Here is an 11751-nt window from a genome sequence, read left to right as displayed (position 1 = left end):
ATGAGCGACTTCAATACCCTGGAACTGCTGACCGACCCGCGTGGTTTCGCCACGCTGTGGTTGAGTCGCGAGGCGAAAAACAACGCCTTCAACGCTGAAATGATCCGCGAATTGATCCTCGCGCTGGACAAGGTCCAGAGCAACCCGAGCCTGCGTTTTCTGCTGGTGCGCGGACGTGGCAAGCATTTCAGCGCCGGCGCTGACCTGGCCTGGATGCAGCAATCGGCCGAACTCGATTACCACACCAACCTTGACGATGCCCGCGAGCTGGCTGAGTTGATGTACAACCTGGCCAAGCTGAAACTCCCGACGTTGGCGGTAGTCCAGGGTGCGGCCTATGGCGGCGCATTGGGCTTGATCAGTTGCTGCGACATGGCGATTGGTGCCGATGACGCGCAATTCTGTCTGTCGGAAGTGCGCATCGGCCTGGCACCCGCGGTGATCAGCCCGTTCGTGGTGCAAGCCATCGGCGAACGGGCCGCACGCCGTTATGCGCTGACCGCTGAACGTTTCAGCGGCCAACGCGCTCAAGACATCGGCCTGCTCAGCGAAAGCTATCCGGCCAGCGAACTGGAGTCGCAGGTCGAACAATGGACCAACAATCTGTTGCTCAACAGCCCGCACGCCATGCGTTCAAGCAAGGAACTGCTGCGCGAAGTCGGCAACGGTGCACTGAACCCGGCGTTGCGCCGCTACTGCGAAAACGCGATCGCTCGCATCCGCGTCAGCCCTGAAGGTCAGGAAGGTTTGCGGGCGTTCCTGCAAAAACGTCCGCCGAACTGGCAACCCGAAACCACCAAGGAGCCGCGTTGATGAGCGCCCCTGTTCTCACCACCGTGCTGGTGGCCAACCGTGGCGAAATCGCCTGCCGAGTGATGCGCACCGCCAAGGCCTTGGGCCTGACTACCGTGGCCGTGCACAGTGCCACTGATCGCGATGCACGGCACAGTCGCGAGGCGGACATTCGCGTCGATCTGGGGGGCAGCAAAGCCGCTGACAGCTACCTGCAAATCGACAAACTGCTCGCTGCCGCCAAGGCCAGCGGCGCGCAGGCGATTCACCCGGGTTATGGCTTCCTCTCGGAGAACGCCGGCTTCGCCCGCGCGATTGAAGCCGCCGGGTTGATTTTCCTCGGCCCACCCGCTTCGGCCATCGACGCCATGGGCAGCAAATCCGCCGCCAAAGCCTTGATGGAAACCGCCGGGGTACCGCTGGTACCGGGCTATCACGGCGAAGCTCAGGACCTGGAAACCTTCCGCGAGGCCGCCGAGCGCATCGGCTATCCGGTGCTGCTCAAGGCGACTGCCGGCGGCGGCGGCAAAGGCATGAAAGTGGTCGAGGACGTCAGCCAGTTGGCCGAAGCCCTGGCCTCGGCCCAGCGTGAAGCCCAGTCTTCGTTCGGCGACTCGCGGATGCTGGTGGAGAAGTACCTGCTCAAACCGCGCCATGTGGAAATCCAGGTCTTCGCTGATCAGCATGGCAATTGCCTGTACCTCAACGAACGTGATTGCTCGATTCAACGTCGTCACCAGAAAGTCGTCGAAGAAGCTCCAGCCCCCGGTCTGAGCGCGGAACTGCGCAAAGCCATGGGCGACGCGGCAGTCCGTGCGGCGCAGGCAATCGGCTACGTCGGCGCAGGCACTGTGGAATTTCTGCTGGATTCGCGCGGTGAGTTCTTCTTCATGGAGATGAACACCCGTCTGCAGGTCGAGCACCCGGTTACGGAAGCCATCACCGGCCTTGACCTGGTGGCCTGGCAGATTCGCGTCGCCCAAGGCGAGCCGCTGCCAATGACTCAGGCACAGGTGCCGTTGATCGGCCATGCGATTGAAGTACGTTTGTATGCCGAAGACCCGAGCAATGACTTCTTGCCGGCCACCGGTCACCTGGCGCTGTACCGCGAGTCGGCCGCAGGCCCGGGCCGGCGCGTCGACAGCGGTGTCGAGGAAGGCGACAGCATTTCGCCGTTCTACGATCCGATGCTTGGCAAGCTCATTGCCTGGGGCGAGGACCGTGAGCAGGCACGCCTGCGGCTGCTGAGCATGCTCGATGAGTTCGCCATTGGCGGGCTGAAGACCAACATCAGCTTTCTGCGCCGAATCGTCGGTCACCCGGCCTTCGCTGCGGCCGAGCTGGATACCGGATTCATCCCACGCTATCAGGAACAATTACTGCCAGCACCAAACGAACTCAGCGATGAATTCTGGCAAGCCGCCGCTCAAGCCTTTGCGCAAAGCCAGGCACACCACGTACGCACTGATGACCCGAATTCGCCATGGGCCGTTGGCAACGGTTTCCGTGCCGGGTTGCCGGCAGAAACCACACTGCACTTAAGCTGCGAAGACCAGGACCGAGCAATCACCCTGGCGCCGGCCGACACCCGCAACGCCGAGCTCAACGGTGAGCAATTGCTGGTCGAACATCACGGCTTGCGCCGTCAGCATCGCGCCATCCGTCATGGCGAAAACCTCTACCTGCAATGGGAAGGTGAGCTGCGCTGCATCAAACCTTACGACCCTATCGCCGCTGTCGAAGCCAGCCATAGTCATCAGGGCGGCCTGACCGCGCCAATGAATGGCAGCATCGTCCGTGTATTGGTGGAGCCGGGGCAAACGGTCGAAGCGGGTGCGCAACTGGTGGTCCTGGAAGCCATGAAAATGGAGCACAGCATTCGTGCGCCCCATGCAGGTGTGGTAAAGGCCTTGTATTGCCAGGAAGGCGAGATGGTCAACGAAGGCAGCGCGCTGGTGGAGCTGGAATAATCGCGGTCTGATGACAGGCCCTACGCCGTAGGACCTGTCTGACTTGGGTCTGTACGAAAACTCGCCGAGCGGCGATCAGGCAAGGCAAAAACAGGCGAGGAAGCGGAGTTTAGGCCCCTAAATGAGCATTCCGAGCCTGTTTTTAACGCAGCCTGGGCGACGCGCAGGCAGTTTTCGTACAGAGCCTAGAACTTGGCAGTTGCCTGCACTACGACACCAATAATTCGGCACTCGTCGGTAAACAGGGCTTTCGGGTAAGTCGGATTCAGCGGCACGAGATATCGCTGACCACCCTCTTCGATCAACTTGCGGAACGTCGCTTCGGCGCTGTCTGACCACTGCGCGATCACCAGTTTGCCGGGAACGGCTTCAACCGCCGGGTCGACCAGAATCAGCATGTCTTGCGCGATACTGATGCCGCTCGGTGCGGTCATCGCATCACCGACCACGACCAGCCAGAACGCCGGACCTTGCGCGTGATAATCCGATAATTCGTAGCGACCTTTGGCATAAACAGTCGCTGCAACCTCGCGCACCTCACTGATACCACGCCAGTCACTGACCGGGTAGCGGAAGTACGGGTTGTACTTTTGCGCCAGCGGCACGTCGTAATCGCCCTCTTGCGCCTCGTCTTTCGCACGCTCCGGCTCTCTGATCACCAAGGCGACTTCGAGAAACCCCAGCCCCAACTCCCGAAGCACCCGATTCATATCCTCGAGGCTGGGCTGGCGACGCTTGTTCAGCCAATGGCCGACACCGCCCTGAGACATTGCGAGACGCTCTGCGAGCTTTTCCTGAGTGATTTTGAGTTCACTCATCTTGGCCTTGACCAATTCAATCCATTTATCCATGGGCGGAACAATACTTCGCGTAGTCGGACCCTCAACACACACATTGTAGTATTTAATTTCCAGTCATGAATACATATTGTACTAGTATTCGGATTACTCAATCGCCCCACCCACGGAGCATTACCCACCATGGATATCACCCGCAAAGACACGGCCGAACAAGAAATCGACGCGGACTTCACCTCGCTCAAGGGCTGTGCAGCAGCCCAACGCGCCCTGGACTATTACTTGAAACCAACTGTTTCAGAATTCGAAGTCGCGGAACGATTCTTCGATGTAAACCGTAACATCAGCAGCGAAGAAGCTCTGGTCCATGCATCGGACTTGCTGCGCTGTGCAGCAGCGACTGCTTATGAGTCGGCAGACAACCTGCATGGCGCAAGCCGCGATCTGGCATTTTCAGTGGTACACATGATTGACATGGCCAAGGCCATGGTGGACAGATCCCTGGACGGTGACCAGAAAGACTGAACAGAGAAAACGATTAGAAAACGCTGCGATTTGAGTCAAGCCGCAGACGCTGGGGAAGCCACAGGAAAAAATTTTCCAATAAGGCAGGTGAAAACATTTGACTTGCGAATGATAATGATTATTATTGCAAGCAGCTGATCGCGAGATCAGTCGATAGACCAAGAGGCCTTAGGTCGGACTCCTGGAATATCTCCTCATCAGGCTAATCACGGTTTTTGACCCGGCTTTTCGCCGGGTCTTTTTTTGCCAGTTATTCTGGCTATGGCTTCAGGCTAATGAAGACTGGTGCTGCTGAATTCGATGCCGCGGATGATATCAAAAGAGCATCTTTTTGCAACAGACCGCTCAAGCACGGGCTTGAGGCAGCAAAAAATAGCACTTGAGAATCAATCGCATAAACACTAAGCTCCTGCTGCGTCAAGGACGACGCCCCCACCGTTTATCCCCCCGTAAATTGCCCTCGGTTTTCACCCCCTTGCGTGTAAAGTAGCAGCCATAAAAATCATACTCAGGAACAGATTATGACCGTGGCTCACCGCTCCTTTGATATCACTGCCAACTTCGACAGCGGCAACATCGAGGTGCTGGACCTCAGCAATCCGTTGCAGGCCTTGCTGGCCATCAAACCCGACACCCGCAGTCAGCATTTCCAGTGGTTTCACTTCAAGGCCAGTGGTCTGCACGTCGGCCAGGAACATTGGTTTCGACTGAACAACGCCAGTAAATCCTCCTATAACAAGGCATGGGACGGTTACCAGGCAGTGGCCTCGTATGACCACGTCAACTGGTTCCGTGTGCCGACGATCTTTGAAGGCGACTGCCTGCGCTTCAGCCTCGAAGCCACCGAGACTCACGCCTGGTTCGCCTACTTTGAACCCTACAGTCGCGGACGCCACGATTGGCTGATCGAGCAAGCGCTGAGCAAGGCTGGCACCGAACTGCTGGCCACCGGCAAAAGTGTCGAAGGTCGTGATATTCAATTGTTGCGCAAAGGCAGCGGCGCCGAAGGTCAGCGCAAGGTCTGGATCATCGCCCAGCAGCATCCCGGCGAACACATGGCCGAGTGGTTCATGGAAGGTGTCATCGAGCGCCTGCAACAACACAATGATCCAGAGTTGAACAAACTGCTGGCCAGTGCCGATTTGTACCTGGTGCCAAACATGAACCCGGACGGCGCCTTCCATGGTCACTTGCGTACCAACGCCATGGGCAAGGACCTCAACCGCGCCTGGCAGAGCGCGAGCCAGGACACCAGCCCGGAAGTACTCTTCGTTCAACAGCAAATGGAGAAATACGGTGTCGACCTGTTCCTTGATATCCACGGCGATGAAGAAATCCCCTACGTGTTCACTGCTGGCTGCGAAGGCAACCCGGGCTACACCCCGCGAATCGCAAAGCTCGAAGAGCACTTTCGCAGTCATCTGAAACACCTGACCCGTGACTTCCAGACCACCCACGGCTACACCCACGACCTGCCGGGCAAGGCCAACATGACCCTGGCCTGCAACAGCGTCGGCCAGAAATTCGATTGCCTGTCACTGACCCTTGAAATGCCGTTCAAGGACAACAACGACGCACCGAATGCGCTCACCGGCTGGTCGGGCAAGCGCTCGATGCAATTGGCCAAGGATGTGTTGTCGACGGTGGCAGAGATGGCCGGCACCCTGCGCTGATGCCTCTCAATGGCTGCATGCCCATACGGCGTGCAGCCATGTCGCTAACGGCCGATCAGTGATCCTTGCCGTACAGCATGCTTTGCAACACCCCATCACGACGCACCCAGCCATGGAACAGCGCCGCCCCCAGGTGCAACAGAACGGTCAAAAACAGCACGTACGCCAGATAACCGTGGGCCGTGCGCAGGAACGCAAACAGCAGCGCATTCGCCGGCACAACCGAGGGTAACTGCCACGAACTGCCGAGCATCACCGGGTCCCCTGCTGCCGAAATCATCGCCCAGCCCAACAACGGCAAGATCAGCATCAACGCGTAAAGCAGCACATGCGACGCCTTGGCCGCCAGAGCTTGCCAGCCCGGCAAGTCTGTCGGCAGCGGCGGTTGGTGAGTCGAGAAGCGCACGAACAGCCGCACGATCACCAACAACAAAATCGCAATTCCCAATGGCTTGTGCAGATGGATCAGCCATTCATGGCGCTCAGATACTGATGCGACCATACCGGCACCGATAAACAACATGGCGATGATCATCACTGCCATCAGCCAATGCAGCAGCCGCGCCAGTGGAGCGAAATGATGAGGGTGCGCGCTCATTGTGGCGACTCCTGTTTGGCGGTGGGCAACTGGCCGATTTCACTGGTTCGACGCAGGTAAGAACTGGCATAAGCCGCCGAACGTGCGGCCAGCAACGGGTCATCGGAACCCTCGATACCGCTCGGCAATACCAGCGGGTCGTAATTGATATCGCGGCATTCGCCATCGTTTTGCGCCTGAGTGCTTTCCAACACCAGAGTCCCGGCATTCAAGACCTTGCGCTCACCAAGCCAGGCCTTGCTGGCGTCGTTGGTTGGGTCAGCAGCAGTGGCCAACGTGATACTCAGTTGCCAACGCAACGGTCCGGACTTCAAGCGCTGGACCAGATCCTTTTCGAGGAAGTCCGCACCTTCAGGGGCACTGGCACCGGCCTCATCTTGCGCCACCGGGACCACGTTCCAGCGCACCGCCTGACGCTGGCCCGTGGCGTTGACCAGATAAAAAGCATTGATGCTGTTGTAAGTCTCGGTCACGTAACTGGCCGACGGCCTGGCGGTCTTGACCCATTGCAGGAAAGGCGTGGTCTCCGGATGGGCGGCAAAAAATGCCGGCACGCTCGCAGGATTGGGTTTGCCGGTAGCCGGATCGGGTGTCTGAGCGTGTTGCAACTGATAGAACGCTTCAGGAGTGCCCACCGGGAACACCGGCATGCTGTTCATCCCCGTGCGCCATTGCTGACCGTTGGCCTGTTTGAAGCGCAACGCCAGGCTGCGAATCGGTACGCTGCTGTCCGGCGCATAGGGGTTGCCACTGGGCAACGCAAAACGCCCGACGACCGGCGTTCGTGCCGCGCTGAAGACCTCGGCGGTTGAATACGGGCGCGCCTCGCTGGTGCTTTCGAAATACCCGACCACGCACACGCCTTTGGCGTGATTGCGCCGAAACTCCGGGTGTACGCCGTTGTTTTTCTCCAACACGTCGACCAGCGCTTTGGGTGTCAGACGCTGCGGGTCAAACGTGCCATTGACGTAGGCAAAGGCCCCGGCCAGTGCAGCGACTACCGCGCCAATACCGGCCAGACGCAAGGCCAGGCTTGCGCTGCTCAGGGGAACTTTGTCGGGCCGTGGCGGTGGTGAATGATCAACCATGAAAATCTCCAGGCCCGTGGGCCACCGAAGGGAAGGATCAATCAGACGAAGCCCATGGAGGTTTATTCCATCGCCCGGTATTTATTTTCCGAACGCTGGAATAACCTCCAATGCCGGGCGTCTTCCTAGTCCCAAGCGTAGTGACTAGCCAGCATTCCATGAACGATCTCGACGAACCGTTACGTGACCTCATCCCCAGACTGCGGCGTTTTGCCGTGTCGCTGACGCGCAACCCCAGCAGCGCTGACGATCTGGTGCAGTCGTGTCTTGAGCGGGCGCTGTCGGGTTGGGGCGATAAACGCCCTGAAGGCGATTTGCGCGCCTGGCTGTTTTCGATTCTGTATCGGCAGTTTCTCGACGCCCATCGACGCTCAAGGCGCTATGCGCGAATGCTCGGGTTCTTCACCGGTCGCGACGACGCACAGCCCTCGGTCGAGCGCACGGTATTGGCTCAATCGACGCTGCAAGCCTTCGATAAGCTGACCACCGAGCAACGCGCGCTGTTGCTCTGGGTCTCGGTGGAAGGCTTGAGTTACAAAAAGGTCGCCGAGATTCTTGGCGTCCCCACCGGCACCGTGATGTCTCGCCTGTCCCGCGCCCGCCAGGCCTTGCGCCAGCTCAGCGACGGCGAAATCACCAGCCCCTCTTTGCGGAGACTCAAATGATCAGCATGCCCCCAAGCGTCAATGACCTGCACGCCTACGTCGACCATCAACTCAACGACGTGGACCGGCGCCTGGTGGAAACGTACCTGGCGGCCAATCCGCACATTGCCGAGCAGGTTCAGGCCTGGCAACAGGACGCCCAGCAACTGCGTGCCGCCTTGAGCGGCGCCTTGCAGCAACCGCCCAACCCGGACCTCGACCCCAGCGTGATTCGCCAGCACCTGAAACGTCAGTCCCGCCGTCATTTGGCCAGTGCCGCCGTGTTGCTGATCGCGGTCAGTGTTGGCGGCCTGAGCGGCTGGCAAGCGCGGGAAATGACCATGGTTGGCGCAACACCACCGATGACCGACGCAATGCAGGCGTACCGTATGTTTGCCCAGCAAGGCATCCTGCCGGCCGATTACAAGGTCACCGATGACGGCGATATGCAAGGCTGGCTCGACCGTTATTTCTCCCGGGCCAATCGCTTGCCGAACCTCGCCAACTCGGGGTTCAAACCCGTCAGCGGGCGGTTACTGAGCACCGAACAGGGCCCAGCAGCGATGGTGATGTACGAGGACCAGAGCGGCCGCAAGATCAGTTTTTACATTCGTCCGCCGGGCCCCAAGAACAACCTGCTGCCACGCGGCAGTCGCAGCGACGGCGAGTTGCAGGCTGAATACTGGTCCGGGGCCGGGTACAACTATGCGATGGTCAGCGAAGCCCGGGATCCGGCAACGCAGATGCTCAAGCAGGAGCTGAGATTTTAAGGCTTACGGCGGATTCGCCGTCTGGTTAATATTGCGTCGCCGTCGCTCGGGGTGAGCAGGCAAAAAGACCACGAGGGGACAACACTTGGCCGCTATCCCGCCAAACCGCTCACGACTCAAACCACAGCTGCTGGTCACGTCCAACTACCCGCCTCAGGGTTTGTTGCCCAACCCGCTCTACCACGCACGTTTCAAACCGGTCATCGACCTGATCCATGTGCGTATGCAGGTCATGGAAGTCGGCGGCCCTCACGATTACCGCAGCCAGATGCGAACCCATTCGCATCAGGTATTCACACAAGGCCGTGATGGACTACCTGGAACTGTGCCGACGCTTCTACATCTGGATCATCGACGCACTGCCAGATTTGGCGAACTGCTCGATTGCGACCCAACAGCGTTTCATCAACCTGATCGACGTGCTCTACGACCAGGACAAGCGACTGATCCTGCTCGGCGAACGACCGTTACGTGAACACTTGGGCGGTGACGCCATCGACCTGGCGCGTACCCGCAGTCGCCTGGGGCAACTGGTGGACGTCGGACCAGCGCTATAAAGCGTCCAGTGCAGCGGTTTTGTCGTTATCATGGCGGCGTTTTTTGTGGGCGACTTGCCGTACTCTTCTCATTGGTTGGATGTGTTCATGCATACCCTTGCACAACTGCGGGCCGGCGCGCTTGCGGGGCTCAAACGTCTGGATCTGTCGTGCGGCCTGACCGAGTTTCCCCGGGAAATTTTCGACCTGGCGGACTCGCTGGAGGTGCTCAACCTCAGCGGCAATGCCTTGAGCAGTTTGCCGGATGACCTGCATCGCCTGACTCATCTGCGCGTGCTGTTTTGCTCGGACAATCAGTTCCGCGAACTGCCGGCCTGCCTCGGTCAATGTGCGCAACTGACGATGATCGGCTTCAAGGCCAATCGCCTTGAGCGCGTCCCGGCTGCAGCGCTACCGCCGCTGCTGCGCTGGCTGATCCTGACTGACAACTGCATCAGCGAGTTGCCGAGCGAGTTGGGCGAACGGCCCCACCTGCAAAAACTGATGCTGGCCGGCAACCACCTGCAAAGCCTGCCCGCAAGCTTGAGCCAGTGCCATCAGCTGGAGCTGATCCGCATCGCCGCCAACCGCTTGACCGAACTACCGCAGTGGTTGCTGACATTGCCGGGGCTGGCATGGCTGGCGTACGCCGGCAACCCGTTGGAAACCGAGGCCGATGCCGCCGCGCTCGAAGCCACGCCGAATATTCCCTGGTCGCAGCTGCACCTGCAGCAACAACTGGGCGAAGGCGCTTCCGGGGTGATTCACCAAGCGTTGTGGGTGCAGCCGTCGCAACCTGAACGCAAGGTCGCGGTGAAACTCTACAAGGGGCACATGACCAGCGACGGCTCACCGCTGCATGAAATGAATGCCTGCATCACCGCCGGCCTTCATCCCAACCTGATCAAGGTCGAGGGGCGGATCGTCGGGCATCCACAGGCGCAGGCTGGCCTGGTCATGCAGTTGATCGAGCCGAGCTATCGCAACCTGGCGGCGTTGCCGAGCCTGGCCTCTTGCAGCCGTGATGTGTACGCAGACGACACGCGTTTCAGTGCAGCGGTGGCGCTGCGGATCGCCAGCGGCATTGCCTCGGCCGCCGCGCACCTGCATCAGCAGGGCATCACCCACGGCGACCTGTATGGCCACAACACACTGTGGAATGAACACGGCGATTGCCTGTTGGGCGACTTTGGCGCGGCGTCCTTCCATGCCACCTCAGACACGCTTGAGACGCGCGCGCTGCAACGCATCGAAGTGCGGGCCTTCGGGATTCTGTTAGGTGAGTTGCTGGAGCGCATCGACTCAGGCTTGAGTGCTGAGCGCCGTGAGCGCTTGATGGACTTGCAGAGCCGCTGCTGTCAGCCGGATGTGCTGTCGCGCCCAGGTTTTGAGGAAGTCGAAACCGCGTTGCGCGCGGCCTGAAACGAACGCGGGCATCGCAATGATGCCCGCGAAGACAGCCGGTCAGGCGAAAGTAACCGTCTACTTAACCTGCCAACCCGACAAACATGTCCTGCACGTCGTCGTGGTTATCGAGGCCTTCAAGGAAGGCCTCGACTTCTTCCATTTGCGCGTCGGTCAAGCCGCTGACCGGGTTCTTCGGCTGGTAGCCCAGTTTGGCCGACAACACTGTGAAACCTTGCTCTGGCAGGGCTTTCTGCACCGAGTCCAGGTCTGCAGGTTCGGTCAGGAACAGGGTCGTGCCCTCTTCTTCACCCGGTTCGAAATCCTGCGCGCCGGCTTCGATGGCGGCCATTTCCGGGTCGGCATCAGGGCTGTCCGGGGACGCCTCGATCATACCGACATGGTTGAAGTCCCAGGCGACCGAACCGGAAGCGCCCAATTGGCCCTTGCGGAACGCCACGCGGATTTCCGCCACGGTACGGTTGATGTTGTCGGTCACGCATTCAACGATCAGCGGCACCTGATGCGGGGCGAAGCCTTCGTAGGTCACGCGATGGTATTGCACGGTTTCGCCGAGCTGGCCGGAGCCTTTCTTGATCGCGCGTTCCAGGGTTTCGCGGGGCATCGACGCCTTTTTCGCTTGTTCAACTACCAGACGCAGGTGTGCGTTAGTGGCGATATCGGCGCCGTTACGCGCAGCAATGGTGATTTCCTTCACCAGTTTGCCGAAGATCTTGCCTTTGGCGTTGGATGCCGCTTCTTTGTGTTTAACCTTCCACTGTGCGCCCATTACTCACTCTCTTGATCTGTGGCGCCGAGACATCTATTGGCCGACGCTTTGCGCAAGTTTATACGGCAAAAAGTTGGCAATCGACCAAAAAGTGTTGTGAGTGACCGACATCTTCACAACCTGTTGTAGGGCTTTTCTGAAAAGCAGGTTTACGGTGACTATTG

At 59.3% G+C, this 11751-nt stretch carries 11 protein-coding genes and 1 pseudogene; 8 read left to right on the top strand and 4 right to left on the bottom strand.

Going from position 1 to position 11751, the window contains the following annotated elements; translation table 11 throughout:
- Both BLL42_RS23660 and BLL42_RS23655 read left to right on the top strand, forming a co-directional pair.
- Positions 1-813: a gamma-carboxygeranoyl-CoA hydratase gene (locus BLL42_RS23660; RefSeq protein ID WP_071554685.1), complete on the top strand. Its 813-nt coding sequence runs from the start codon at positions 1-3 to the stop codon at positions 811-813.
- A complete protein-coding gene (locus tag BLL42_RS23655; protein ID WP_071554684.1) occupies positions 813-2762 on the top strand; it encodes an acetyl/propionyl/methylcrotonyl-CoA carboxylase subunit alpha in 1950 nt (649 codons plus the stop codon). The genes BLL42_RS23660 and BLL42_RS23655 overlap by 1 nt, the downstream gene beginning before the upstream one ends.
- Before the next feature lie 185 nt (positions 2763-2947).
- Here the strand turns inward: BLL42_RS23655 and BLL42_RS23650 are convergent, their stop codons facing one another.
- A complete protein-coding gene (locus tag BLL42_RS23650; protein WP_071554682.1) occupies positions 2948-3613 on the bottom strand; it encodes a LexA family protein in 666 nt (221 codons plus the stop codon).
- A 129-nt stretch (positions 3614-3742) separates the two neighbouring features.
- Between BLL42_RS23650 and BLL42_RS23645 the strand changes: the two genes are divergently transcribed.
- Both BLL42_RS23645 and BLL42_RS23640 read left to right on the top strand, forming a co-directional pair.
- The gene (locus tag BLL42_RS23645; RefSeq protein ID WP_071554680.1) at positions 3743-4084 is read left to right on the top strand and encodes a DUF6124 family protein; all 342 of its coding nucleotides are present in this window, start codon (positions 3743-3745) and stop codon (positions 4082-4084) included.
- 521 nt (positions 4085-4605) lie between these two features.
- Positions 4606-5757 (top strand): M14 family metallopeptidase, encoded by a 1152-nt coding sequence (locus BLL42_RS23640; RefSeq protein WP_071554678.1) that lies wholly within the window; start codon positions 4606-4608, stop codon positions 5755-5757.
- A gap of 55 nt (positions 5758-5812) precedes the next feature.
- Here BLL42_RS23640 and BLL42_RS23635 read toward each other — a convergent pair whose 3' ends face one another.
- Complete coding sequence (locus tag BLL42_RS23635; RefSeq protein WP_071554676.1) at positions 5813-6355, bottom strand: cytochrome b; 543 nt, start codon at positions 6353-6355, stop codon at positions 5813-5815.
- Positions 6352-7443, bottom strand: a complete 1092-nt coding sequence (locus BLL42_RS23630) for a catalase family peroxidase (RefSeq protein WP_071554674.1) — start codon at positions 7441-7443, stop codon at positions 6352-6354. Before BLL42_RS23630 ends, BLL42_RS23635 begins: the two co-directional genes overlap by 4 nt.
- Before the next feature lie 158 nt (positions 7444-7601).
- On the opposite strand from BLL42_RS23630, the gene BLL42_RS23625 reads away from it, so the two are divergent.
- The 4 genes and pseudogenes from BLL42_RS23625 (at position 7602) to BLL42_RS23605 (ending at position 10815) form a co-directional block, all read left to right on the top strand.
- Positions 7602-8108, top strand: a complete 507-nt coding sequence (locus BLL42_RS23625) for a sigma-70 family RNA polymerase sigma factor (RefSeq protein WP_071554673.1) — start codon at positions 7602-7604, stop codon at positions 8106-8108.
- Positions 8105-8857, top strand: a complete 753-nt coding sequence (locus BLL42_RS23620; RefSeq protein WP_071554671.1) for an anti-sigma factor family protein — start codon at positions 8105-8107, stop codon at positions 8855-8857. Before BLL42_RS23625 ends, BLL42_RS23620 begins: the two co-directional genes overlap by 4 nt.
- 127 nt (positions 8858-8984) lie before the next feature.
- Positions 8985-9414, top strand: a pseudogene (gene zapE / locus BLL42_RS29315) (AFG1/ZapE family ATPase); the annotation flags it as partial.
- Positions 9415-9501: 87 nt separating this feature from the next.
- Complete coding sequence (locus BLL42_RS23605; RefSeq protein ID WP_071555841.1) at positions 9502-10815, top strand: leucine-rich repeat-containing protein kinase family protein; 1314 nt, start codon at positions 9502-9504, stop codon at positions 10813-10815.
- A 64-nt stretch (positions 10816-10879) separates the two neighbouring features.
- On the opposite strand, the gene BLL42_RS23600 is transcribed toward BLL42_RS23605, so the two are convergent.
- Positions 10880-11587, bottom strand: coding sequence for a YebC/PmpR family DNA-binding transcriptional regulator (locus tag BLL42_RS23600; protein WP_071554665.1), 708 nt, complete (start codon positions 11585-11587; stop codon positions 10880-10882).
- Positions 11588-11751 lie beyond the last annotated feature (164 nt).

Source organism: Pseudomonas frederiksbergensis (assembly GCF_001874645.1).
Taxonomy (GTDB): Bacteria; Pseudomonadota; Gammaproteobacteria; order Pseudomonadales; family Pseudomonadaceae; genus Aquipseudomonas; species Aquipseudomonas frederiksbergensis_B.
Note: the sequence above shows the minus strand (reverse complement) of the source record. Positions and strands in the feature narration are given on the sequence as shown.

Excerpts from the sequence above, each read along its gene's own strand:
- BLL42_RS23660 (WP_071554685.1), top strand. The coding sequence starts at position 1 with ATGAGCGACTTCAATACCCTGGAACTGCTGACCGACCCGCGTGGTTTC.
- BLL42_RS23655 (WP_071554684.1), top strand. The coding sequence starts at position 813 with ATGAGCGCCCCTGTTCTCACCACCGTGCTGGTGGCCAACCGTGGCGAA.
- BLL42_RS23650 (WP_071554682.1), bottom strand. The coding sequence starts at position 3,613 with ATGGATAAATGGATTGAATTGGTCAAGGCCAAGATGAGTGAACTCAAA.
- BLL42_RS23645 (WP_071554680.1), top strand. The coding sequence starts at position 3,743 with ATGGATATCACCCGCAAAGACACGGCCGAACAAGAAATCGACGCGGAC.
- BLL42_RS23640 (WP_071554678.1), top strand. The coding sequence starts at position 4,606 with ATGACCGTGGCTCACCGCTCCTTTGATATCACTGCCAACTTCGACAGC.
- BLL42_RS23635 (WP_071554676.1), bottom strand. The coding sequence starts at position 6,355 with ATGAGCGCGCACCCTCATCATTTCGCTCCACTGGCGCGGCTGCTGCAT.
- BLL42_RS23630 (WP_071554674.1), bottom strand. The coding sequence starts at position 7,443 with ATGGTTGATCATTCACCACCGCCACGGCCCGACAAAGTTCCCCTGAGC.
- BLL42_RS23625 (WP_071554673.1), top strand. The coding sequence starts at position 7,602 with ATGAACGATCTCGACGAACCGTTACGTGACCTCATCCCCAGACTGCGG.
- BLL42_RS23620 (WP_071554671.1), top strand. The coding sequence starts at position 8,105 with ATGATCAGCATGCCCCCAAGCGTCAATGACCTGCACGCCTACGTCGAC.
- BLL42_RS23605 (WP_071555841.1), top strand. The coding sequence starts at position 9,502 with ATGCATACCCTTGCACAACTGCGGGCCGGCGCGCTTGCGGGGCTCAAA.
- BLL42_RS23600 (WP_071554665.1), bottom strand. The coding sequence starts at position 11,587 with ATGGGCGCACAGTGGAAGGTTAAACACAAAGAAGCGGCATCCAACGCC.